The sequence below is a fragment of the Trinickia sp. Z7 genome, assembly GCF_056498045.1.
In genome coordinates, this window is sequence record NZ_JAUEQW010000001.1 from 658,866 (window position 1) to 682,110 (window position 23,245).

General features: G+C 64.8%; 19 protein-coding genes, 1 tRNA gene and 1 riboswitch. Of the genes, 12 read left to right on the forward strand and 8 right to left on the reverse strand.

The genetic code is table 11. The features are described 5' to 3' along the window. Positions 1-229 precede the first annotated feature (229 nt). Genes QQS38_RS02955 through QQS38_RS02965 form a run of 3 tightly spaced genes read right to left on the reverse strand, consistent with a single transcriptional unit; the run spans position 230 to position 4,432 of the window. A complete protein-coding gene (locus tag QQS38_RS02955) occupies positions 230-619 on the reverse strand; it encodes a hypothetical protein (protein ID WP_479643862.1) in 390 nt (129 codons plus the stop codon). Then, complete coding sequence (locus QQS38_RS02960) at positions 591-3,743, reverse strand: ATP-binding protein (RefSeq protein ID WP_479643863.1); 3,153 nt, start codon at positions 3,741-3,743, stop codon at positions 591-593. Before QQS38_RS02960 ends, QQS38_RS02955 begins: the two co-directional genes overlap by 29 nt. 23 nt (positions 3,744-3,766) lie before the next feature. Further along, the gene (locus tag QQS38_RS02965) at positions 3,767-4,432 is read right to left on the reverse strand and encodes a response regulator transcription factor (protein WP_479643864.1); all 666 of its coding nucleotides are present in this window, start codon (positions 4,430-4,432) and stop codon (positions 3,767-3,769) included. Positions 4,433-5,408: 976 nt separating this feature from the next. On the opposite strand from QQS38_RS02965, the gene QQS38_RS02970 reads away from it, so the two are divergent. Together QQS38_RS02970 and QQS38_RS02975 are read left to right on the forward strand one after the other, a co-directional pair. Next, entirely contained in the window at positions 5,409-5,663 is a 255-nt protein-coding gene (locus QQS38_RS02970; RefSeq protein WP_479643865.1) for a type II toxin-antitoxin system HicA family toxin, read from the forward strand. After that, positions 5,660-5,992 (forward strand): type II toxin-antitoxin system HicB family antitoxin, encoded by a 333-nt coding sequence (locus QQS38_RS02975; protein WP_479643866.1) that lies wholly within the window; start codon positions 5,660-5,662, stop codon positions 5,990-5,992. Before QQS38_RS02970 ends, QQS38_RS02975 begins: the two co-directional genes overlap by 4 nt. Here the strand turns inward: QQS38_RS02975 and QQS38_RS02980 are convergent. From QQS38_RS02980 to QQS38_RS02990, 3 genes are all read right to left on the reverse strand, one after another. Beyond that, entirely contained in the window at positions 5,950-6,225 is a 276-nt protein-coding gene (locus QQS38_RS02980) for an Arm DNA-binding domain-containing protein (RefSeq protein WP_479643867.1), read from the reverse strand. The two genes, QQS38_RS02975 and QQS38_RS02980, sit on opposite strands and share 43 nt — an antisense overlap. Before the next feature lie 251 nt (positions 6,226-6,476). Further along, a tRNA-Arg gene (locus tag QQS38_RS02985) sits at positions 6,477-6,551 on the reverse strand. A gap of 91 nt (positions 6,552-6,642) precedes the next feature. Next, positions 6,643-7,473 carry an undecaprenyl-diphosphate phosphatase gene (locus QQS38_RS02990; RefSeq protein ID WP_479643868.1) on the reverse strand — a complete coding sequence of 277 codons (831 nt, stop codon included), beginning with the start codon at positions 7,471-7,473 and terminating at the stop codon, positions 6,643-6,645. A gap of 238 nt (positions 7,474-7,711) precedes the next feature. On the opposite strand from QQS38_RS02990, the gene QQS38_RS02995 reads away from it, so the two are divergent. From QQS38_RS02995 to QQS38_RS03020, 6 genes are all read left to right on the forward strand, one after another. Then, a complete protein-coding gene (locus tag QQS38_RS02995) occupies positions 7,712-8,755 on the forward strand; it encodes a substrate-binding domain-containing protein (protein WP_479643869.1) in 1,044 nt (347 codons plus the stop codon). A 105-nt stretch (positions 8,756-8,860) separates the two neighbouring features. After that, entirely contained in the window at positions 8,861-9,904 is a 1,044-nt protein-coding gene (locus tag QQS38_RS03000; protein ID WP_479643870.1) for an ABC transporter substrate-binding protein, read from the forward strand. A gap of 102 nt (positions 9,905-10,006) precedes the next feature. Continuing rightward, positions 10,007-10,831, forward strand: coding sequence for an ABC transporter permease (locus QQS38_RS03005; protein ID WP_479643871.1), 825 nt, complete (start codon positions 10,007-10,009; stop codon positions 10,829-10,831). Positions 10,832-10,844: 13 nt separating this feature from the next. Then, positions 10,845-11,738, forward strand: coding sequence for an ABC transporter permease (locus QQS38_RS03010; protein WP_479643872.1), 894 nt, complete (start codon positions 10,845-10,847; stop codon positions 11,736-11,738). A 21-nt stretch (positions 11,739-11,759) separates the two neighbouring features. Beyond that, positions 11,760-12,803: an ABC transporter ATP-binding protein gene (locus QQS38_RS03015; RefSeq protein WP_479643873.1), complete on the forward strand. Its 1,044-nt coding sequence runs from the start codon at positions 11,760-11,762 to the stop codon at positions 12,801-12,803. A gap of 43 nt (positions 12,804-12,846) precedes the next feature. Further along, entirely contained in the window at positions 12,847-13,674 is an 828-nt protein-coding gene (locus tag QQS38_RS03020; protein ID WP_479643874.1) for a phosphodiesterase, read from the forward strand. A gap of 14 nt (positions 13,675-13,688) precedes the next feature. On the opposite strand, the gene QQS38_RS03025 is transcribed toward QQS38_RS03020, so the two are convergent. Continuing rightward, a complete protein-coding gene (locus tag QQS38_RS03025) occupies positions 13,689-14,513 on the reverse strand; it encodes a DUF4397 domain-containing protein (protein WP_479643875.1) in 825 nt (274 codons plus the stop codon). Positions 14,514-14,731: 218 nt separating this feature from the next. Here QQS38_RS03025 and QQS38_RS03030 point away from each other — a divergent pair, with 218 nt between their 5' ends. Beyond that, positions 14,732-16,756 carry a 2,4-dienoyl-CoA reductase FMN-binding domain-containing protein gene (locus tag QQS38_RS03030; protein WP_479643876.1) on the forward strand — a complete coding sequence of 675 codons (2,025 nt, stop codon included), beginning with the start codon at positions 14,732-14,734 and terminating at the stop codon, positions 16,754-16,756. An 82-nt stretch (positions 16,757-16,838) separates the two neighbouring features. Here the strand turns inward: QQS38_RS03030 and QQS38_RS03035 are convergent, their stop codons facing one another. Next, positions 16,839-17,753 carry an EamA family transporter gene (locus QQS38_RS03035; protein ID WP_479643877.1) on the reverse strand — a complete coding sequence of 305 codons (915 nt, stop codon included), beginning with the start codon at positions 17,751-17,753 and terminating at the stop codon, positions 16,839-16,841. A 330-nt stretch (positions 17,754-18,083) separates the two neighbouring features. Continuing rightward, positions 18,084-18,197, forward strand: a riboswitch (TPP riboswitch). A gap of 65 nt (positions 18,198-18,262) precedes the next feature. Here QQS38_RS03035 and thiC point away from each other — a divergent pair. The 3 genes from thiC to QQS38_RS03050 all read left to right on the forward strand — a co-directional run bounded on the left by thiC (position 18,263) and on the right by QQS38_RS03050 (position 23,216). Further along, positions 18,263-20,194: a phosphomethylpyrimidine synthase ThiC gene (gene thiC, locus QQS38_RS03040; RefSeq protein WP_479643878.1), complete on the forward strand. Its 1,932-nt coding sequence runs from the start codon at positions 18,263-18,265 to the stop codon at positions 20,192-20,194. 353 nt (positions 20,195-20,547) lie between these two features. Further along, a complete protein-coding gene (locus tag QQS38_RS03045) occupies positions 20,548-21,471 on the forward strand; it encodes a DMT family transporter (RefSeq protein WP_479643879.1) in 924 nt (307 codons plus the stop codon). A gap of 434 nt (positions 21,472-21,905) precedes the next feature. Further along, positions 21,906-23,216, forward strand: coding sequence for an EAL domain-containing protein (locus QQS38_RS03050; RefSeq protein ID WP_479644090.1), 1,311 nt, complete (start codon positions 21,906-21,908; stop codon positions 23,214-23,216). Positions 23,217-23,245 lie beyond the last annotated feature (29 nt).

Here is a 23,245-nt window from a genome sequence, read left to right on the forward strand (position 1 = left end):
ACTCTGCGTTCGCTCGCGGTTTCGTGGCGGGCTCCGCCCGACGTACCCTGCTGCGTCACCGCGTGCAGTTCGACGTCAGATGGACGGTCAGGCTCCCGCGCCACCGCTAGCCGATCGCTTCGCTCAAGAGCGTCGCTCGGTGGCGCCGTCGCAGCGATCTGGGTCGGATCCACCGGCAAAGTCATCAACGGCTCGGGAATCGACGGTATGTGCATCTCTGTCCTTCGTTTTAGCGCGCATTCGCCGGTTCGGCGGCGAGTGCGGCTCGGAAAGCGACGAGCGCCGCACGGGCTTGCGCGATCGCTCGCTCCGCCTGAATCGCATCGCCCCGTCGCAAGCCACGCTCTAGGCGGCAAAGCGGATCGAGCGCGCGCTCATCGCCGATGAAAAAAGCCACCGTGCCCGTTAGCCGATGCAATGCCTCCGCCGCCGGCATCCACTGTTTGCGTTCGAACGCGGCATCGAATGCCAGTCGCTGACAGTCGAACTCGTCGAGCGCCACCGTCAACAACAGGCGGAAGTCGCCCTCGCCGTACAACGCACGCAGCTCGGACAAATTCAACGCCCACTGCGCCGATGCGTCGGGCCGCTCAAATCCGTGCCCTACCGGCTTGCGCATCTGCCTCCTCCCTCCATTTCTCGAGCATCGCGGCAAGCTTGCCCCGCGTGATCGGCTTGGACAAATAATCGTCCATACCTGCCTCACGGCAAGCGCGCACATCGTCTTGGGTCGCATTCGCGCTAACGGCGACAATCGTCGTGCGTCCTCCCTGTGTGCCTTCGGCTTGCCGGATCTTGCGTGCGAGCGTATAGCCGTCCATGCCGGGCATGTGGCAGTCGAGCAGCATCAGCGCCGGACGGGCGCGCTGCCAGAGGGCATAGCCTTCGACGCCGTCGGCCGCCGCATCGGCCCAAACGCCGAGGGCACGAAGCTGCCTCACCATGATGTCTCGATTGATGTCGTTGTCCTCGATCACCAGCACGTGCTCGCCAGCAGTTGCGGATGCGGGGGCCGCCGGGAACGCGAGCGCGCCGGGGCGATCGTCGCGATGCAATTCATCGCCGCGAGCGCCGGCCATCGGTTGCGGCGCGCCCGCGCGCGGCGGCAGGGCACGCCCCAACGCCGCGAGCACGGTGTGAGAGAGCTCGTCCATGCCGCGAACGACGCGAGGCGCGGCCCGACGAGAGGTGACGATGAGCGCCCCCACTGCGTCGGTCGCAATCTCGATATCGGCGTGTTTGCCGTGACTCGTGCATCGAACCCCCATCTTCGTCAGGACCGCACGCACCGAGACGGTCAGCGCCGGCACCGGGGTTCGCACGACCGCGCGCGCAGGCGCCACGCACGGCCAGACGCGCGCGCCGTCGCCCCATTCGATCGGCAGTCGAACGCGCACGCGCGTGCCTTCGCCAACGCGGCTGTCTATGTCGATCGAGCCGCCCATGAGATCGACCAGCCGCTTGACGATCGACAGCCCGAGGCCCGTGCCGCCATAGCGCCGCGTCGTCGTGGTGTCTTGTTGAGTGAAGGGCGCGAACAAGCGGGCGCGATAGGCTTCGGAGATGCCCACCCCGGTATCGGTAACCGACAGCACGAGCCACGCGCGGCCTCTAGCCACCTTTCGTCGCGCCTCCAGCAACACATAGCCGCGGTCGGTGAAGCGAATCGCGTTGCTGAGCAAGTTCGTCACGATCTGGTTGATGCGCGCCTCGTCACCTATTAGCCGCCGATCGAAGTGCGGCATCGCCGCCAGATAGACGGCCAGCCCCTTGCGGGCGGCCAGCGGCACGTGCAGTTCCACAGCCGCCGCCGCAAGCGCGCACAGATCGAACGGCTCGGCGGCGAGCGTCAATGCGCCTTGCTCGATCTTCACGTAGTCGAGCGTGTCGTCGACCACGTGCAGCATCAGCCGCGCCGAATGTTGCGCGATGCTCAGGTAGCGCCGCGGCTCGGGCGCGAGGGCCATCGTTTCGAGCAGATCGAGCACGCCGACGACGCCGTTCATCGGCGTGCGGATTTCATGGCTCATCATCGCGACGAACGCCGATTTCGCACGGTCGGCCGCAAGCGCTTGCTCGCGCGCGGCGACCGCCTCGCCATGCGCCGCCAAGGCGGCAGCGCGGGCGGCGCGGGTGCGCCGGTAGGCCCAGCCGAGCGTTGCGATGATCGCCAGCGCAATGGCTGCGCCGGCCGATGTCAGCGCGATCACGGCATTCTTCTCATAGCCGAGCACGATCGTCAGCGGCCGCGCGCGGCTCGCGAGCCGTGCCAACTCGCGCGGGCTGTAGGAAGACAAATAGCGGTCGAGCATCTGCGCGAGCGCGCGGTGCTGCCGCGCCGTGGCGAAACCAATGCGTTCGACACCGGCCACGGTCGGATCGGCAATCAGCCGGCCGTGCGCGTAGCGGTCTCCCAGCTCTTCGGCTGCGACCGTGTTGATCAGCGCGGCATCGGCGTTGCCGGCCAGCACCGCGCGCAACGCGTCCGCGGCATTGATTCGCGGCACGAGCGCGGCTCCGTCGAGGCTTGGCGCGGCCGCCAACCGCCGCATGCGCCACGGTGTCGTCGCAATCCGACTCGTGCTTGCATCGTCGCGTTCGGCACGCACGAACGACCAGGGGAAGCTGTCATAGGCGCGCGTCGACGCGTAGCCCGTGGCCGCCCCCGGCGCCCCGAGCGGAAACGACGAGATGAGATCGACGATGCCCTCGCGCAGCGCTTGGTCAGGCTCGAGCGCCGGTTCGAGCGGCACGGGCTCGAAGCGCACGTCCGTCGTTTGCGCGAATTGCCGCAAAAGCGTCGCGCCAAGTCCTTGCCAGCGGCCCTGATCGTCGATGAAGTCGTATGGCCGGCCAAGCCGCTGAACGCCGACGCGCACGACCGGATGCGAGCGTATCCACGCGCGCTCCGCATCGTTCAGCGCAAAGGCCGGGGGGGCCGACGCGTGGCGCATCGCAGACGGCAGCGGCTGAAATTCGAGTTCGGCGAGCGCCGACGGGGGAATCGCGGCCAACCCATCTGCGATCAGCGCCGCCACGTCGGAACGGCGCGACGCAAGACACAGAGAAAGCGACAGCGGCATAGCGACCGGCACAAGCGTACCGAGCGCCGACGCATTGACCGCTCCCACGTTCAGCGCATGCATCCCGACGAATGCGTCGGCTTCGTGGCTCGCCACGGCGGACAACGCTGCGTCACGATCGGCCATTTCCCGCAATGTCACGCCGCGCAACTGGGCCTTTAGCGTTGCTGCGCCCAGGCTGCCTGCCACGATCGCGACGCGCCTACCGGCAAGGTCGTTCAGCGTCACGGGCGCCGCGTGGCCTTGCGCCACCACGGCGCCGATACGAGCATGCGCATACGGCGGCGACAGAACGCCGACGCGCTGCTGCGCCGGATCCTCGCATGCGACGGGCGCCACGTCGATATCACCGCGCTCGAGCGCGGCCCAGGCCTGCGCCACTGACGAAAACGGGCGATAGACGAGCGCCATTCGATGCCGATCCGCGATCGCGCGCAGGACGTTTGCGTTCAGGCCCTGCCGAACGCCCGCATGATCGACATAATCGAGCGCGCTCATTTCGTCGCGATAGGCGCCCACGCGCAGCTGTGCCCGCTCGCTCTTTTCGGCGTTCGCCGCGCCGGCGAGACACCCGGCCGCCAACACGCAAGCGAAGCCGCTTGCAAGGCTGCGCCATCGGCGAGCGCGCGAAGAAGCGGCTCGCTCCAGTTGCGCGCCCATAGCCATCGCCGCCCCCTGCCCGCTCAATACCGAAATTTCTCTTTGAGAAAGAGCGCGAGGCCGAGATCGTCCGCGACGCGCAACTTGCGCATGGCGCTTCGCTTGTGCGTGCTCACGGTCTTTTTGCTGCGCATGAGCCGGGCTGCCGTTTGCGTGACGGAGAGCCCATCTGCAATGTGGCGCAAGATCTCGATCTCGGATGCCGATAGCATGTCCTCGCGCGGACGCGGGACGCGCGCTTCGACTTTTCCCTGCCGCACGACGAAGAACTTGCGCGGCGCCGCCACGGCATAGCGGACGGTCTCCGCGATCAGCGGCAGCGGTATGGTCTTTTCGACGAAGGCATTGGCGCCCGCGCGATGGCAAACGCACTCGGTGTCGGCGGCGCGCGCCGCGGACAACACCACGATGGCGACCGCGGGCGCTTCGGTTCGTAATCGCCTGACGAAGGTCGCACCGTCAAACCGATCGCCGGGAAGGTAGTAATCGACGAGTGCGGCGTCGCATTCGCCGCGTTCGACGACCGCGAAGAGATCGTCGATGGAGGAGACGTTCGCCATGAGCTGGAAGTCGGCTTGATCACGCAGATAAGTTGCGATGCCGAGCGCGACGATCGGGTGATCGTCCAGCACTGCGATACGGATTCGATGCCTGGGACGAGACAACAATAGGACTTGCCGGGGGGTCATGCGTTTCATCCTCGCTATTGCCATTGCGACGTGAAAGGACCGCCGCTTTGATTTAATGAACCTCATTGCGCGGCGACGAAATAATGCACGAAGCTGATCGAATAATTATCTCTATATTGACATTCCACAATTGAACCGAGATTTGCGTTTTGTCTCCTGGAAACTGCGAGTCAATTGTGGCCGGCCGCGATGCTCGACATTGGAATTTGGTGTACGCCACGGCCGCGAGTCGACCGCGACTCATACGACGCCGGCAATTCTAGCCGAACGGTATAGACGCAACAATATTTAGCGAGGAGTATTTTGTCCAAAAACGATGGAACCGATTGATTCACCTTCTTTTGGTCTTAAAAATCCGTTCCAATTCACCACATCGATCAATTTTGTGCTTTATGCTTCGAAAAGCAAAATAGCCAATAGGAATAGTCTCGATTCACCGTAGGCGGGCGACCGACATGCGGCAATGCTCTCTTGGTTAGTTTTGAGATGACGTTAAGGATTCGGCGGTGAAGGGATGCATGGGCCGGCACACGCGTTGCTCGCCCGACAGCGTCGGAAAGCGATCAGCGAGAATCGGAGGGAGGGATGCAACATGAATCGATCGATTGAACCCGGCAAGCTGCCTTCATTCGATTTCCATGCCTATGCCCGAGCGCAGGACGTACTGAAACCGTTGATCGCAGTCAATCAATCAAGCTTCCCTCATCGAAGGGAGTGTTTTCCGATCCGAGCGCGGTCGACGCACAGTACATCAAAGACCTCGTGACTGGGCTGGCCGAGTTTTACCAGACCATCCCAAATCAATGCCCCCCGCTGAGCTGCCGCGTCGCACATAGTGGGTTTCGCACACGAGCCAACACTCCGCGTGCGCCCACCCTCTCCACGACGTCGCCGCATCCGGAGCACCGGCTCGCGCGCCATCGAGCGAAACGCCATCACGTCACATTTGATAGCACTATCTGCTATCATTCTCAGCATGAACAGCAAACAACGCAAAACGCTCAGAGCGATCTTTGCGAAGCCGACTCAGGGCGGCATCGTGTTCACCGACATCGAATCGCTTGTTCGGGCGCTTGGCGGTGAGGTGCTGGAGCGCGAAGGATCACGTGTCAAGCTCGTCTTGAATGGCCAGGAATGGCGCTGCCACCGGCCGCATCCGGGCAAAGAAGCCCGCAAATATCAGGTCGAAGAAGCGCGCGAATTTTTCGAACGTGCTGGAGTGAAACCATGAATACGATGATCTACAAGGGCTATACAGCCCGTATCGATTTCGATGATCGAGACAACATCTTCGTCGGGCGCGTGCTTGGCGTGAGTTCGATCATCAGCTTTCACGGCGAGACCGTGAAGCAACTGCAGAAGGAATTTAAGGTCGCCGTCGACGATTTTTTGGCCGACTGCAAGGAACGCGGCGTCGCGCCTGAAAAGCCAGCCTCAGGAAAGCTGATGCTGCGCATCAGGCCCGAAGTTCACGCCGCCGTCAGCGTCGCTGCCCAAGCCAGCGGTAAGAGCATCAATCAGTGGGCCGACGAGGTACTAGAAAGGGCCGCGCGCGCGTAAGACAAGCTCGAGCAACTGGCCGGTGCCGTGGGTGGGGAGGCGATTGGGATGCCGATTGCGGCGGCAAGGCCGACCGTCACTCCCGCGTGAGCCATCCTGAGCGAGGCGCGCCGACGGGCGGCCAGCGGCGACACGGTCGGGTAGACGCCGATGGCGTGTACCCTTTCCTTACCGTCGACGCGATACTTCAGGCGCCAGTACTGCGCGCCGCTCGGAGCCACGTGGAGACACACATGCCTTGGCCGTCAGTCAGCTTGTAGGCTTTCTCGCGAGGCTTTGCGGCGCGCACCGCGGCGTCAGTCAGGGACATCTTAAACTGTGGGCGTATCTTGGTACCCCAATCGGTCAAAAAGTACCCTGAAAAGCCCCCCGCGACTCATGGGTGTCAATGGGAAAACTTTGGCGCCGATGGGCGGCGAACCGGCCGCAAGCCCGTGACTGGCTTGGGATTTTGGTATGCGATGGGAAACGTTAGGTGCATTTTTGGCCCCCCCACGAGGAATCGAACCTCGATTTCAGGTTTAGAAGACCCGTGTTCTATCCGTTGAACTATGGGGAGGCAAACGGTAATTTTACGACGCCCCGGCCATAGCGGGCCGGGGGCGCAGATTATACTCGATCGGGGCGAGCGCAGCCGGAAGACGGCTTCGTCAAACCGGCTGGCCGTGCGTGACGAACCAGACGAAGCAAGCCAGCCCCGCCAGCACGCAATAGATCCCGAACGACGCCAAACGGCCTCGACCTTCGAAATAGCGCATCAAGAAACGCACGCTCAAATAAGCGGCGATTGCCGTCAGCACGCCCCCTAGGACCGCATCCGCGAGTTGCCCCGGCGCGTGAAACAACTTCGGCACCTCCAGCAACCCGGCTGCGAAAATAATCGGCGTGCCGAGCAAAAACGCGAATTCCGCCGCACTTTCAGCCGTCAGGCCCGCCGCGTTCCCGGCGATCATCGTCAACCCGCTGCGCGAGAAGCCCGGAATCAACGCGCCGATCTGCGCCAAACCGACCAGGAACGCCTGCTTGTAGCTCAATTTCTCCGGCGCCCGGTGGGCGCGAGCGCGCTGCAAGCGGTCGCCAAGCCACAGCAGCAGCCCATTCACCACGAGCGCCAGCGCAACGATGCGCAAATCGTGAAAGACCCGCTCCAGCCGCTTTTCCAGCAAAAGCCCCACGAGGCCCGCGGGAATCGTGCCGATGATGAGCGCCCACATCATATGGCCCTCTTCGCTGCGCCGCCCCGCAAGCGAGCCAAACCAGCCGCGGATCAGCTCGATCCAACGCTTGCGGAAATACCAGAGCAACGCGAACGCCGTCCCCAGGTGCAGCGCGACCAAAAACGGAATCAGCTGCGGCGCATGCTTGTCGATATGCATGCCCAGCAACGCAGGCGCGAGCAAGGTGTGCCCCAGGCTGCTAACGGGGAAAAGCTCCGTGACGCCCTGCAGGACGCTTAGAAAAATCAAAAACCAAAGGCTCACGCGTCGATCCTTTCTTTCTTCAACTTGCGGGTTACGAGGAATATTTCGGTCGCCAGCATCCACGCCGGTAGCCGATCGGGTCCGATTATGCCTAGCGCGGCCGCGAGAGCCAAGCTGACAAAACATTTTTTTCAGCCCAAATATCGAGCAAAAAGGTCATAGGTCAGTCATAATCGACGCGGATAATCGTTGCGACGTAAACGTTTCCAGGCCCAGCACTACCGGACTGCACAGAAAGATGAAACACACGATCAAGGACGTGGCCGCCTACGCCGGCTTTTCCATCGCGACCGTCTCTCGCGCGATCAATGCACCGCACACGGTGAACCGCGTGACGCTCGCGAAGATCCGCGAGGCGATAGACGCGCTGCAGTTCAGCCCGAGTCCGCTCGGCAGGCAACTGCGCGGCGAGCGCACGCGCCTGATCGGCATCGTTCTGCCGACGCTCGCCAACCCGGTCTTCGCCGAATGCCTGCAGGGAATCGACGAACTCGCGGCAGCGCAAGGCTATCGCCTGATGCTGATGACCACCCAGTACGACGCCGCGCGCGAGCGCCACGCTATCGAAACGCTGCTGGCCCAGCGCGTCGAGGGCCTGATCCTGACCGTCGCCGACGCGGACACGCACCCCCTGCTCGACGAACTCGATCGCGACGGCAAGCTCTACGTGCTGATGCACAACGATACGGTGCGGCGTCCGTCGGTGTCGGTCGACAACCGGCGCGCCGCCTACGACGGCGTGCGCATGCTGATCGAGCACGGCCACGAACGCGTGATGATGCTGGCCGGCACGCTCGCCGAGTCCGATCGCGCGCGTCTGCGCTATCGGGGCTACGCGGAAGCGATGCGCCAAGCCGGGTGCACGCCGGCCCCCGCATTGGAAGTCGATTTCAACGCCGACGAACTCGCGCCGTCCGTGCTCACGCACTTGACCTGCGGCGCCGCACGCCCCACCGCCCTGTTCTGCAGCAACGATCTGCTCGCGATGGTCGTCATGCGCGGCTTGCGCCGGGCCCGTTACAGCGTGCCGGAGGATATGTCCATTCTCGGCTTCGACGGCCTCGCCATGGGCGAATTGCTTTCGCCGGCGCTCGCCAGCATCAGCACCCCCAACCGGGAAATCGGCTGCGCCGCCTGGCGGCGCCTGATGGCGCGCATCGAGGGCGCCGACGACGGCGAATCGCTGTCTCTCACGTTGCCTCACACGCTGCGTCAAGGCGCGACGATCGGCGCGCTGTCCGGCGCGCAGGACCCTTCGCTGCCCATTCACCCGGTCGCGTAAGCGGCGCGCGCTCGGCTCGTTTCCCGCGTCGGCCCGGCAAGGGCCGGCGCAGCATTCCCACGACGTCCCAATCCATCGCTTTCCCGTCCCGTAAGGAGACCTCAAGTGACACGTCGCTCATTGCAGTTTCGCGCGCGCCTCGTCCGGCTCGGTTGCATCGCCGCGGCGCTCGTCGCGTTCGCGGCGCCATTCGCGCCCGCAGCGCACGCCCAACAAACGGCCATTTGCTACAACTGCCCGCCCGAGTGGGCCGATTGGGCAAGCGAGCTGAAGGCAATTGAAGCAACCACCGGCATTCACGTCCCGTCGGACAACAAGAATTCGGGCCAAGCGATTGCACAGCTGATCGCGGAACAGAAAAGTCCCGTCGCCGATGTCGTCTATCTGGGCGTGTCCTCGGCGTTCCAAGCCAAGGACAAGGGCGTCGTGCAACCGTACAAGCCGGCGCATTGGAACGACATTCCCGCCGGCCTCAAGGACCCGCAAGGCTACTGGTTCGCGATTCACTCGGGCACGCTCGGCTTCTTCGTCAACAAGGACGCCCTGGAAGGCAAGCCGGTGCCCAAGTCGTGGGCCGATTTGCTCAAGCCCGAGTACAAAGGGATGATCGGATACCTCGACCCCTCGAGCGCGTTCGTCGGCTATGCGGGCGCAGTGGCCGTCAACGAGGCGCTCGGCGGTTCGTTCGACAATTTCCAGCCGGCCCTCGACTGGTTCAAGAAGCTGAAGGCCAATTCGCCGATCGTGCCCAAGCAGACCGCGTACGCTCGCGTGCTCTCCGGCGAAATTCCGATTTTGCTCGACTACGATTTCGACGCCTACCGGGCAAAGTACAAAGACAAGGCCAATGTCGAGTTCGTGATTCCGGCCGAAGGGACGATTTCGGTGCCGTACGTCATGAGCCTCGTCAAGGGCGCGCCGCACGAAGCGAACGGCAAGAAGGTGCTCGACTTCGTGCTGTCCGACGAGGGCCAGAAGATTTGGGCCGATGCATACTTGCGCCCCGTGCGCGCGAGCGCGATGAGCAAAGAAGCCGCCACCAAGTTCCTGCCGGCGAGCGACTACGCGCGCGCCAAACCCGTCGATTTCGGCAAGATGGCCGCTAAGCAGCAAACGTTCGGTCAACAATATTTGCAAGTCATGCACTAAGGCACGCGGGCAGTCCCCGGGTTGCGCGGGCGCGCGCGGCAAAACGCGCGCGCCCGCCGCTTTCTCCGAGGCCGCTTTTCCTCGTTACGAGCGGTCGTCACCATGCACGACATCACCTTTCCGCTGCGCTGGCGCATCGTCCTGATCGCGCCTGCGCTCGCCGTTTTCATCGCCTTTTGGCTGCTGCCGATGGGCGTACTCGTTCATGTGAGCGCCAACGGTCACGCCCTTGCGACTTATCGCGCGCTGCTGACCAACGCCCGCTACATGGACAGTCTGCTCGCGACCGTCGCGCTATCGGCCGCGGTCACGTTCGCCACGCTCGTGCTCTCGGTCATTTCCGGCCTGCTGCTCGCGCGGCGCGAATTTCCCGGCAAACGCGCGCTCGTCGCGCTTTTGACGTTCCCGCTCGCGTTTCCGGGCGTGGTCGTCGGCTTCATGGTCATCATGCTAGCGGGACGGCAAGGGCTCATCGGCGCGCTCACGCAAAAGCTCACCGGCGAGAAGTGGGTGTTCGCCTACTCGATGACGGGCCTGTTTCTCGGCTACTTGTACTTCTCGATCCCACGCGTGATCGTGACCGTCATGGCGTCGGCCTCCAAGCTCGATCGCTCGCTCGAAGAGGCCGCGCGCTCGCTCGGCGCATCGTCCTGGCAAATCATGCGCGATGTGATCCTGCCCGGGCTCGCGCCGGGGCTCGTCGCGGCCGGCGCGATTTGCTTCGCCACCGCAATGGGCGCTTTCGGCACCGCGTTCACGCTCGCTACCGACATCGACGTGTTGCCCATGACGATCTACACCGAATTCACGTTGAACGCGAACATGATCACGGCTGCGGGACTGTCGGTGATCCTCGGCATCGTCACCTGGCTCGTGCTCGCGTTGGCGCGCAGTGCGACCGGCTCGGCCGTCGCGGCCACGGCATGAGACGAGGCCCGCAATGAAGCTATCGGCCGAACCCGTTCGCACCGTTCGCAGCCCCGCCGCCGCATTGGCCGCGCACCTCGCGCCGCGCCGCCTCTTCGCCTTCGGCCAGTGGTTCGTGACCTTCGCGCTGTGTGCATTTCTCGTCGTTCCCGTCGTCATGTCCGTGCTGGCCGGGCTCACCGTCAATTATTTTCGCGGCGTCTCGAGCGGCCTCACGCTGCGGTGGCTGGCGCAGGTCTGGTCTCAGTATCACGGGTCGGTGCTGCTCTCGTTCGAAGTCGCCGCAGCTACGCTCGTGATCACGCTGGTCACCGGGGTGCCAGCCGCCTATGCGCTCGCGCGGAGCAAGACGCGCCTTGCCCGCATCGTCGAAGAATTGCTCGTGCTGCCGATCGCACTGCCGGGGCTCGCGTCGGCGCTCGCGCTGATCGTCGTCTACGGCGGCTTCACCGCATTTCGCATGAGCATCGCGTTCATCGTCGTCGGCCACGTCGTGTTTACGCTGCCGTTCATGGTGCGCGCCGTCGCGGCGGTGGCCGCCAGCGCTGATCTGCGCACGCTCGAAGAAGGCGCGGCTAGCCTGGGAGCAACCTTCGTTCAACGTTTCTTCACCGTCGTGCTGCCCAACTTGCAGCCGGGCATCGTCGCGGGTGCGCTCGCTGTCGTCACCTTGTCGATCGGCGAATTCAACTTGACCTGGATGCTGCACACACCCGAAACGAAAACGCTGCCCGTAGGGCTCGCCGATACCTACGCCTCGTTGCGAATCGAAGTGGGCAGCGCCTACACGATTCTATTCTTCGCGATGACGATGCCCTTGCTCGTGGCGATGCAGCGCCTCGGCGGACAAGGCGAGATCATGCGTGCGGCGGACGCCGCGCGCCGCGGCAAGAACCACACGGAATAATTTCTCGATCCACTCGCTCCAATGAAATTCACTCCGGTTCCCATCGCCCTCGCCCAGTGCTCCAAGACGTTCCACGGCACGCGGGTGCTCGAGCCCGTCGATCTGACGATCGGCGCCGGCGAAACGCTCGTTTTGCTCGGACCCTCGGGGTGCGGCAAAACGACGACGCTGCGCATCGTCGCAGGCCTCGAAACACCCGATGCAGGAGGCGCCGTGTTCTTCGGCGGCGACGACGTCACGCGCTTGCCGATCGAGCAGCGGCAAGTGGGCATGGTGTTTCAAAGCTATGCGCTGTTCCCGAATTTGAGCGTGCGCGGCAACGTCGGCTACGGGTTGAAGATCGCCAAGGCCGACCCTGCGCTCGTGCGCAAGCGGGTGGACGAGCTACTCGCGATGATGCGGCTCGAAGCGCACGCGGATAAAGCGATCCACCAGCTTTCCGGCGGCCAGCGGCAGCGCGTGGCGCTTGCCCGCGCGCTCGCGCGCGAGCCGCGCGTGCTGCTGCTCGACGAGCCGCTGACCGCACTCGACGCGCGGCTGCGCGACACGCTGCGACGCGACATGAACGCGCTGCTACGCGGGCTCGGCATCACGACGGTCTACGTGACGCACGACCAAGCCGAAGCGATGGAGCTGGGCGATCGCATCGTCGTGATGAGTGCGGGCCGTATCGAGCAAATCGGCACGCCACGCGAGATCTACTATCGGCCGGCCAATCGTGCCGTCGCGCACTTCGTCGGCACCATCAACCGGCTCGCGGGACAATGGCGAGAGAACGGGCTCGCCACGGCCGGAGGATGCATCGACACGCCCGGGGGATTCCCGCACGACGGGCCGCCCGAATTGTTCTTCCGCCCCGAGGACGCACGGCTCGTCGCGCCGGAGCACGCCTCGCTGCGCGGGGTCGTCGAGACGGTGTCGTTTTTGGGCGAACGCACGCGCGTGACGGTGACGGGCGCCGCCCCCGAGGCGCTCGTCATCGACGTGGCGGGACGCAGTCAATGGGTGAGCGGCTCGCCGGTCGGCATCGAGATTGCGGCGGAGGGGTTGATCGCACTGCCGTAAAGAAACGCCGCGCCGCCGCGCACAAAAAAAGGAGGAACCCCACATGCTGCTCGCCCAAATCAGCGATTTGCACATCAAACGCCCCGGCGCGCTGGCTTATCGCCGCGTCGATACGTCGGCTTATCTGCAACGCTGTGTCGCACGCTTGAACGCGATGGAGCCGCAACCGGACGCCGTCGTCGTGACGGGCGATCTCGTCGATTTGGGCAGCCTCGTCGAGTACGAGGCGCTCAAAAGGCTACTGGCTCCGCTGACCATGCCGGTCTATTTGCTCGTCGGCAATCACGACGATCGCGCTGCGCTGCGAGAAGTGTTCGACGGGCACGCATACCTGCGCGGCGAGGGAGAATTCGTCCAATACGCGGTGGACGTCGGCGCACTGCGCCTCATTGCGCTCGATTCGCAAACGCCGCGGCAAAGCGGCGGCCAGTTGTGCGATGCGCGCCTCGCATGGCTAGCCGAGCAACTGACGGCTTGCGCGGGCAAACCGGTCGTCGTCGCGCTGCATCATCCGCCATTTGTGTCAGGCATCGATCACATGGATCGTCAGCGGCTCGAGCCCGATTCCGCGCGGCGTCTAGCCGAGCTCGTGAGCCGTTTCCCGAATGTCGAGCGCGTGATCTGCGGTCACGTGCACCGGCCGATTTTCACGCGATTCGCGGGCACCATCGCGTCGGCCGTGCCCGCCCCCGCGCATCAGGTCGCGCTCGATCTGCGGCCCAATGCGCCCTCGGCCTTCCGGCTCGAGCCCCCCGCCTTCGCCGTGCACCGGTACACGCCCGATACGGGCGTCGTCACGCACCATGCTTACGTCGACGAAGGCGAAGGGCCCTATCCCTTCTACGAAACCGACGGCACGCTGATCGATTGAGGCCCTCGAGCGAGTCAGTGCCCAGTCAGCGCGTTGGACAATTCGAGCGCCGGTTGTGTCGTGTTGCCGCCTTGCGCGACCAGCAAGTGAATCTGGCCAGGTTGCAAGGTGCTAGCGACGCCACCTGCGGGAACGACCGATATCAGCCAGTCGGCGTTGTTGTCGAGGTTGAATTGAGACGATTCGTAGATAGGCGTCGCGGTGCCCGCCACTGTCACGATCGCCATATAACTGCCGCCCGAAAGATAGAGCGAATCCTGCCCGGAGGCCGGGACCGCGTTGCCGTACGAGATGCCGGCCATCGTCGGGCTTCTGCCGGACACGCTCGTCGTGCCCGGGGGCACGATGTAGAGGTCGACGTCGCTCGCATTCGGCGCCGCGTTGAACGCGCGCACACGCGCATCGTTCGACAGCAGGCCCTTGGAGAAGGGATCGTCGATCAAACCGATGCCGTAGCCGTCGCTGGCCGTGATGCTCGGCAGCGCGATGACGGTGTACTCATGTCCGCTCGCGACATTCGGAAACGTACCGCTCGCTAGCGCCGAGCTTGCGCTCGTGCCGGTGAGGCCATAACCGACCAACGTGCTGCCCATGTTGATGTTGGCGAAATTAGTCACGCCTTTGTACGGCACGTTCGTTTGCCCCGACAAGGTCGAGCCGTTGACGAACAGATCGAGGTTCGGCGCCGCGGACCCATTCGGTGCGATCGGCACCGCGTTGACGAAATGAATCTCAGGGTTCTGCAGACCGACTTCCTTGCCCACGTCGCCCGAGCCGCCGCACGCGGCCAATACCAACGCGGCGCTCGCGCACGCGGCGAAATGACGAACTGTTTTCATCACGACCTCCCATCCTAACCTCTGACGAATACGAGCTGAGAAACGCGCGCTCGCGCCTTTCGGGGAGCAAAGGGTATGCCGTTCGTCGTCGCCGCGATGCACTGCGCTGCGCATGGCCGTGGCCACTGAGTCCATCTCGGTTAGAGCCAAACCTCCAGCGCATGAGGGGCGACGCGCGCTATCGTTCGCTCGCACTGACTTTTACAAAACACGTCCTCATGCCCTACCCACATTTGCTCTCCGAACTAGACATCGGCTTCACGAAGCTTAGGAATCGCGTCGTCATGGGTTCGATGCATACGGGCCTCGAGGACCGCTTTTGGCACTATCCCGCGCTCGCCGAGTACTACCGCGAGCGCGCAAAAGGCGGCGTGGGCCTGATCATCACAGGCGGCATTTCTCCGAACCGCGAAGGTTGGCTGCTGCCATTCGGCGGTACGCTCAATAGCGTCTTCGATCTGCACAATCATCGTCGTCTGACAAAAGCCGTGCACGACGAAGGCGGCAAGATCGCCTTGCAGATCCTGCATGCGGGCCGCTACGGCTATCACCCATTCGTGGTTTCGGCATCGGCCATTCGCTCGCCGATCTCGAAGTTCACGCCCAAAGCGCTGACCGAAGCGGGCATCGAGCGCACCGTGCGCGCCTATGCGAATACCGCGCGACTCGCTCGGCGCGCCGGCTACGACGGCATCGAGATCATGGGCAGCGAAGGCTATTTGCTCAACCAGTTCCTCTGCCCGCGCACGAACCGCCGCACCGATCGCTACGGCGGCAGCATCGGCAACCGGATGCGCTTGGCGCTCGACGTGGTGCGCCGCGTGCGTGAAGCCTGCAGCGAACGGTTCATCGTCATCTATCGTCTTTCGCTGATCGATCTCGTCGATGGCGGCAACACTTGGGACGAAACCATCGAAGTCGCCCGCGCGCTCGAGGCCGCGGGCGTCACGCTGATCAACACCGGCATAGGCTGGCACGAGGCACGCGTGCCGACGATCGTAACTAGCGTGCCGCGCGCCGCCTTCGCACCGCTTACGGCCCGTTTGCGCGCGGCCGTGACGATTCCCGTGATCGCATCGAACCGGATCAACACACCCGAGTTGGCCGAGGCGCTAATTGCGCAAGGCAGCGCCGATCTCGTGTCGATGGCGCGGCCCCTGCTGGCCGATCCGCAGTTCGTCGTCAAAGCCAGCGAAGGGCGCGCCGACGAAATCAACACGTGCATCGCCTGCAACCAGGCCTGTCTCGATCACACCTTTCGCAACGAACGCGCGAGCTGCCTCGTCAATCCGCGCGCCGCGCGCGAAACGGAACTCGTCTATCGACCCACGCGGCGCCCGCTCGCGCTCGCCGTCGTCGGCGCAGGACCGGCCGGACTCTCGGCCGCGTGCGTGGCGGCGGCACGCGGGCACCGCGTCACGCTGTTCGATGCGAATGCGACGATCGGCGGCCAATTCAATCTGGCCAAGCGCATCCCGGGCAAAGAGGAATTCGCCGAAACGCTGCGCTATTTCGGCGCGCAATTGCGCAAATATCAGGTCGACGTTCGCCTTTGCACGCGTGTCGACGCCGAGCAGCTCGGCCAGGAACGCTACGACGAAATCATCGTTGCGACGGGCATCGTGCCGCGGCGGCCGTCGATCCCCGGCATCGACGGCGCCAACGTCCTCTCTTACATCGATGTATTGCACGGGGCGCCGGTGGGCCGCACCGTCGCAGTCATCGGCGCAGGCGGCATCGGCTTCGACATCTGCGAATTCTTGCTGCATCGCGCAGGCGATCAGTTGCCGCAGCCGCGCGACGCGTGGCTCGACGCCTGGCGCGTCGACTTGAACGTGGCCTCACCGGGCGGCCTTGCCCCGGCGGCTTGCGCGCCGCAGCCGGAACGCGAGATTTGGCTGTTGCAACGCAAGAAGGGCAAGCTTGGGGCTGGGCTGGGCAAGACCTCGGGCTGGGTCCACCGCGCGACGCTCGTGCGTCACGGCGTGAAGATGCTCGACGGCGTCATCTACCTCGAGATTGGACCAGCCGGGCTGAAGATCGAACGCGACGGGCGGCCGCAATGGCTCGAAGTCGATACGATCGTCGTGTGCGCGGGGCAGGAATCGCTGCGCGATCTCGTGCCCGCAGCGCCCCGTTCAGGCGGGCCGCGGTTTCATGTGATCGGCGGCGCGGCCCTCGCGCGCGAGCTCGACGCGGAACGCGCCATTCGCGAAGGCGCCGAACTGGCCGCCAAGCTCTAGCGCTTCGCGATCCGGCGCGAGTCGATCGGGCCACTCTTGCGCTCGCGGCGGGTTGCAGCCGGCTTCGCCGGCGCTCCCGCGATCAAGCGACGCGCCGCCGGTCGAACCAGAACGATAGCGCCACGCTGGCAAGGATCACGCCGGTCGCGACCAATGTCGAGCCCGTTACCGGTTCGCCCAGCATCATCGCGCCGAGCGCCACGGCGACGATGGGGTTCACGTACATGCAACTGCTCGCCACGATCGGACTCGTGTGCCGAATCAGGAAACCGTAGGCGACGTACGCCGCCATCGTCGCGACCACCATCAGATACACGAACGCGAACAGCGAGCCGAGACTGAGCGCGGCGACGCGCTCGCCGCCCGCCACGGCGATCATCGTCGAAATCGCGCCACCGAGACCGATCTGCAGCGCAGTCGACAAGAATAGATCGGCAGGCAGCGTGAGACGGCTCGCGAGATGCGCGCCGCCAGCCCAAAACAGCGCGGCGCACAGGATCACGATGCTGCCGCTCGTCGACGAATTGGAGGCGTCGCCGTGGTTCAGGATGAAAATGCCGGCCAAACCCAGCGCAACGGCCGCCCATTCGCCCTTCGCGATCGGCCGCCCCGCCACGGCCGAGATGATCGTCGCGAACAGCGGCACGGTCGCCACCATGACCGCCGCGGTACCGGTGCCTACGCTGCGCATGCCGAACGCCAGCAAGCCACTCGAGAAGCCCACGAGCATCGTGCCGACGATGCCCGCGTTGCGCGTTTGGATCAGCGTCGGCCACGCGCTGGCGCGTCGCACGGCGAATAAGAAGAGGCCGATGCCCGCGATCAAATTGCGCAGGCCGGACAACAATAAGGGCGGAAACGCTTCCAGTGCGACGTGCACCGCCAGATAGGCCGAGCCCCAGGCGAGGTACACGACGGCCAGCGCAAGCGCGATGCGCCCCCCGTGCGTGCGCGGCGGTCTGATCCACTTCACGAAGGCAGGTAGCGCGAGCGGCATCAACGGATGCCTTGAGGCAAGTCCCGCCGGCGCACGGCGTCGCCGCACGGCGGGCACGGCGCGATGCGCAAGCGGCGCGGCGCTGCAAAGTCGATACGGGCAATGCAGGGCGGCATTCTTGTCGGCACGCTATGGGAGTGAACGGCGCGCCGTCGATGGACGCGCAAACCACGCCATTATGCAACGGCGCGGCGCCGAAGCGGCGTAGGCTCACGGTGCAAAGGGACTCCCGGACGGTGCGCCGCGGCCGCGACGGCGCGCGCAGCCTCGCCAGGAGCGAATTGCGGCGCGGCCGGTTGCCAAAGCCCGGCCGCCCGTGTATCTTCTGCGATGCTAACGCGGGGGTCCTGCGTCGTACCGTCGCACTCGGTACGCGCGGGTGAGAAATACCCTTTGAACCTGATCTGGATAATGCCAGCGCAGGGAAGCGTAGGAGTTTCTCGGCTCCGCGCATTTCTCTCATCCGCCCTCTCGTCTCCTGCATTAGCGCCCTAAGTCAGGAGAATCGCATGAGTGCCAATCCGAAATTCATTTCATCCGAAGCACGCGTGGACGCCGCGGCCGTCGCTGCGCTGCCCAACTCGAAAAAGTTCTACGTGACGGGCTCGCGGCCGGATATCCGCGTGCCGATGCGCGAAATCGCGCAAGCCGATACGCCTACGGCTTTTGGCGGCGAAAAGAACCCGCCGATCTACGTCTACGATACCTCGGGGCCTTATACCGACCCGCAAGCGGCGATCGACATCCGTTCGGGCCTGCCCGCGTTGCGCCAGCGCTGGATCGAAGAGCGCGGCGACACCGAGGCGCTGCCCGGCCTCACGAGCCAATACGGCCTCGAACGCGCAGCCGATCAGGCCACGGCCTCGCTGCGCTTCCCCGGCTTGCATCGCACGCCGCGCCGCGCCAAAGCTGGCGCGAACGTCACGCAAATGCACTACGCCCGGCGCGGCATCATCACGCCCGAGATGGAGTTCATCGCGATTCGCGAGAACCAGCGCCGCGCCGAATACCTCGAGAGCCTGCGCGCGAGCGGGCCGAACGGCGCGAAGCTGGCGGACATGATGGGCCGCCAGCACCCCGGTCAAGCCTTCGGCGCCGCCGCCTTCGGTGCGAACGCCCCACGCGAGATCACGCCGGAATTCGTGCGTGAAGAAGTGGCGCGCGGCCGCGCGATCATTCCCGCGAACATCAACCACCCGGAAAGCGAACCGATGATCATCGGTCGCAACTTCCTCGTGAAGATCAACGCGAACATCGGCAATTCGGCCGTGACATCGTCGATCGGCGAAGAAGTCGACAAAATGACGTGGGCCATCCGCTGGGGCGGCGACACGGTCATGGATCTGTCGACGGGCAAGCATATCCACGAGACGCGCGAGTGGATCATCCGCAACAGCCCGGTGCCGATCGGCACGGTGCCGATCTACCAAGCGCTCGAAAAGGTCAACGGCAAAGCCGAGGATCTGACCTGGGAGATTTTCCGCGACACGCTCATCGAGCAAGCCGAGCAAGGCGTCGATTACTTCACGATCCATGCGGGCGTGCTGCTGCGCTACGTGCCGCTCACGGCCAATCGCATGACGGGCATCGTCTCGCGCGGCGGCTCGATCATGGCCAAGTGGTGCCTCGCGCATCACAAGGAGAGTTTCCTCTACGAACACTTCGAGGACATCTGCGAAATCATGAAGGCCTACGACGTCAGCTTTTCGCTCGGCGATGGCCTGCGTCCCGGCTCGATCTACGACGCCAACGACGAAGCGCAGCTCGGCGAGCTCAAGACGCTCGGCGAACTGACGCAAACGGCGTGGAAGCACGATGTGCAGGTCATGATCGAAGGTCCCGGCCATGTGCCGATGCAGCTCATCAAAGAGAACATGGACCTGCAACTGCAATGGTGCGACGAAGCGCCGTTCTACACGCTCGGACCGCTCACGACCGACATCGCACCGGGCTACGACCATATCACCTCGGGCATCGGCGCGGCGATGATCGGCTGGTTCGGCACCGCGATGCTCTGCTATGTCACGCCGAAAGAGCACCTGGGCCTGCCGAACAAGGACGACGTCAAGGAAGGCATCATCACCTACAAGCTCGCGGCGCACGCGGCCGATCTGGCCAAGGGGCATCCGGGCGCGCAAGTGCGCGACAACGCCTTGTCGAAGGCGCGTTTCGAGTTCCGCTGGGAAGACCAGTTCAACCTCGGTCTCGATCCCGACAAGGCGCGCGAATTCCACGACGAAACGCTGCCGAAGGATTCGGCGAAAGTCGCCCACTTTTGCTCGATGTGCGGCCCCCACTTCTGTTCGATGAAGATCACGCAGGATGTGCGCGACTTCGCCGCCGCCCAAGGCATGTCGGACGAAACGGCGCTCAAGAAGGGGATGGAGGAAAAAGCCGTCGAATTCGTCAAGAGCGGCGCGCAACTCTATCAGCGGCAGTAACGCCGCGAAGCGGCGTCCTCGCCGTTCGCCGGGGGGCCGCGAGGCCCGGCTCGTAGTCGCTCGCGACGAACCTCGCGGTGGATCGAGCCCGTCCCGAACGAGCCGGCCGGAGCGCTTCGATGGCGCGTTCAAAGCGGCGCCGAAAAGGGGCGCAGTCTCTCGACTGCGCCCCTTTTTTCGCGCGCCGTGCGTTGCATGCGCTCGGTCCGCCACACCTTCTTTTTCTGCCGTTCGGCGGCCAGTTCTGTCGATTTTTGCTGTTTCATCTCGCGCTGAAATATCGAACGGCGAGCCGGTGATACCATGCCTTTCGTTCAGCAGAGACAAGACGAAAACAAGCCTCGAGACCCTTCATGAAACCCAGCCATCTGCTTCAACTGCTCGTGCTCGCCGCCCTGTGGGGCGCATCGTTCCTATTCATTCGCGTAGGGGTCGTAGAGTTCGGCGTCGCGCCGCTCATGGCGCTGCGTGTGTCGATCGGCGCCGCTGTGCTCATCCTCATGCTCGCGCTGCGCGGCACGCCGCGCGCTTCGTTCGCGACGCTGCGCTCGCGAGCACTGCCCCTGTTCGTCGTCGGCGTGCTCAACTCGGCCGCGCCGTTCTGCTTGTTCGCATTTGCCGAGCTCACGCTATCGGCGGGCCTGACTTCGGTCATCAATGCCACCACGCCGCTGTGGGGCGCGCTCATCGCCTTCGTATGGCTCAAGGACCGGCTCACCCCCTTGCGCACGGTCGGCATGCTGATCGGGTTCGGCGGTGTGGTATCGCTCGTCTGGGGCCAGATTGCGGCGCCGCATGGCACGCTCGCGCCGTCTGCGTTCGCGACGGCCCTCGCCGCGCTCGCGGCGACAGGCGCCGCGCTGCTCTACGGCATCGCCGCCAATTACACCAAACGCCATTTGACCGGCGTCGATTCGCTGACGATCGCCACCGGCAGCATGATCGGCGGCAGCGTCGCGCTCATCCCGTTCGCGATCGCCACTTGGCCCGCCGGTCCGGTCTCGCTGCACGCCTGGGGCGCGGTGCTCAGCCTCGGCGTGGCGTGCACGGGCGTGGCCTACCTGATCTTCTTCCATCTCATCAACGTCGCGGGACCGGCGCGCGCCATCACCGTCACCTTCGTGATTCCGGTGTTCGGCATTCTGTGGGGCACGCTGTTCCTCGACGAGGCCCTCACCGCGAACATGGTGCGAGGCTGCGCGATCGTGCTCGTGGGCACCGCGCTCGCCACCGGTGTGATCAAGCGCATCCCCGGCCTGCGGCAGCGGCCCGCATAGCCCTCGCTCGGCTCACACCCGCCACGGGCGCCACATCGGCGCCCGTCCTTTCGACCGTCCCCGCCCTTCCTCCGCTTCCTCCGCTTCCTCCGCTTCCTCCGCTTCCTCCCTTTTCCGCCTGTCTTCGCCCGCTGCCTCTTCGTCTCTCCCGCGTTCGGCGCCGCACGCGCGACGCCCACGGCACCGTCCTTTCCATGTCAACCGTCTGCGACCGCACGCTCGAAGGCGCCCGCTCAGCCTTAGGCTGGGGGCGTTGCTTGGGTTCGCACTTTGCTACACTGCCCGTTGGTTACATGGATACCGTTCGACATGCCAAGTCCTTTCGTCCGCTTCCGCTCGGACGGCTCACTGCGCGCACGCGGCACGACCTCTTCCCGCATCTCGCGCGGCGGCCGCCGCGCGCAGCCACGGCGCGCGGGCGCGCTTCGCTCGGCATGTCGTCGCGACGTGACCTGACGCTTGCGGGCATCCTGCCGCATCTCGCCCGCGATGAAGCCGGCTGGCACATCGCGTTCCAAGGCGTGACGCTGCGTAGCGCCTTCCAAGCGGTCGTGTCGATTACGCACAAGCGCATCGTGGGCTACGAGGCGCTCTTGCGCGCAACCGATGCCAAAGGCCGCGCGATCTCCCCAGAGCAGTTGTTCGCGCGCGCCAAAGCCACGGGGCCTGCACTCGCGCTCGAACGGCTGACCCGCTGCGTCCATTTCGCCAACTTCGCGGAGCAGAACGTGCAGTCGGGCTGGCTGTTCGTCAACGCACTGCCGCAGTTGCTGCGCATCGGGCCGAACCATCAGGTCTTCATCGACGAACTGTGCGCTCACTTCGGCATCGCGCCGCATCGCGTGGTGTTCGAGATGATCGAGCAACCGAGCACGGACGAGCCGCAATTCGAGCGCATCGTCGATGCGTTGCGCGAACGCGATCTGCTGATCGCCATCGACGATTTCGGCACGGGGTTTTCGAACTTCGACCGCATCTGGCGCATGCGCCCAGACATCGTCAAGCTCGATCGTTCACTCGTCGCCCGCATCGCCGCCCCCGGCGCCGATCATCAATTCGCAACCCAACTCGTGACGATGCTGCACCGCGCCGGCACCATGGTGCTCGGCGAGGGGATCGAATCCGAGGATGAACTGATGACGCTGATGGAGGCCGATGTGGATTTCGTCCAGGGCTTTTGGCTAGGCAAGCCCCAACCGTCGGTCCCCGGTGCGAGCGAGGACGCCCCGAGCCGCATCGAATCGATGTGGCAACGCTTTCACGCGCGCGCCTGGGCCGCCCCCGGCATGCCCGTCGAGTTTGCGAGCATCGAAGAAGTCGTGCTCGCCGGCGCACGCGCGTACGACGCGACCGGCGATCTCGCGTTCGCCGCGCAGCAGGCGTTCCGCGCACCGTGGGCGCGGCGCGTGTTCGTCGTCGATCGGCATGGCGATCAGCACCGGCCGTCGATCGCTTCCCAGCCGCAACCCCACTCCCCTCGTCTTGCGCCGCTGTTTCCCGATACCGCCAGCAATTGGTCGCGGCGCGCTTACTTCAAACGCGCACTGGGTTCGCCCGGACGCGTCGCCGTCATGGGGCCGCACTATTCGCTCACCGAAGGCAAGGACTGCTACACGGCCGCGGTCACGGTCCAGACGCACGGGCACATCGAAGTGTTTTGCGTCGACTTCGTCGCAAGCTTGGAAGCGACGGCGATCGACCGCGATCGAGAATGCGGCTCGCGGGAAAATGACGAGCGGCCGTAAGCGAGCGGCTCGGGCGCGCCGCGCCACCC

Coding starts and splice junctions, on each gene's coding strand:
- QQS38_RS02955 (WP_479643862.1), bottom strand. CDS start 619: ATGCGCAAGCCGGTAGGGCACGGATTTGAGCGGCCCGACGCATCGGCG.
- QQS38_RS02960 (WP_479643863.1), bottom strand. CDS start 3,743: ATGGGCGCGCAACTGGAGCGAGCCGCTTCTTCGCGCGCTCGCCGATGG.
- QQS38_RS02965 (WP_479643864.1), bottom strand. CDS start 4,432: ATGACCCCCCGGCAAGTCCTATTGTTGTCTCGTCCCAGGCATCGAATC.
- QQS38_RS02970 (WP_479643865.1), top strand. CDS start 5,409: ATGAACAGCAAACAACGCAAAACGCTCAGAGCGATCTTTGCGAAGCCG.
- QQS38_RS02975 (WP_479643866.1), top strand. CDS start 5,660: ATGAATACGATGATCTACAAGGGCTATACAGCCCGTATCGATTTCGAT.
- QQS38_RS02995 (WP_479643869.1), top strand. CDS start 7,712: ATGAAACACACGATCAAGGACGTGGCCGCCTACGCCGGCTTTTCCATC.
- QQS38_RS03005 (WP_479643871.1), top strand. CDS start 10,007: ATGCACGACATCACCTTTCCGCTGCGCTGGCGCATCGTCCTGATCGCG.
- QQS38_RS03010 (WP_479643872.1), top strand. CDS start 10,845: ATGAAGCTATCGGCCGAACCCGTTCGCACCGTTCGCAGCCCCGCCGCC.
- QQS38_RS03015 (WP_479643873.1), top strand. CDS start 11,760: ATGAAATTCACTCCGGTTCCCATCGCCCTCGCCCAGTGCTCCAAGACG.
- QQS38_RS03020 (WP_479643874.1), top strand. CDS start 12,847: ATGCTGCTCGCCCAAATCAGCGATTTGCACATCAAACGCCCCGGCGCG.
- QQS38_RS03025 (WP_479643875.1), bottom strand. CDS start 14,513: ATGAAAACAGTTCGTCATTTCGCCGCGTGCGCGAGCGCCGCGTTGGTA.
- QQS38_RS03030 (WP_479643876.1), top strand. CDS start 14,732: ATGCCCTACCCACATTTGCTCTCCGAACTAGACATCGGCTTCACGAAG.
- QQS38_RS03035 (WP_479643877.1), bottom strand. CDS start 17,753: ATGCCGCTCGCGCTACCTGCCTTCGTGAAGTGGATCAGACCGCCGCGC.
- thiC (WP_479643878.1), top strand. CDS start 18,263: ATGAGTGCCAATCCGAAATTCATTTCATCCGAAGCACGCGTGGACGCC.
- QQS38_RS03045 (WP_479643879.1), top strand. CDS start 20,548: ATGAAACCCAGCCATCTGCTTCAACTGCTCGTGCTCGCCGCCCTGTGG.
- QQS38_RS03050 (WP_479644090.1), top strand. CDS start 21,906: ATGTCGTCGCGACGTGACCTGACGCTTGCGGGCATCCTGCCGCATCTC.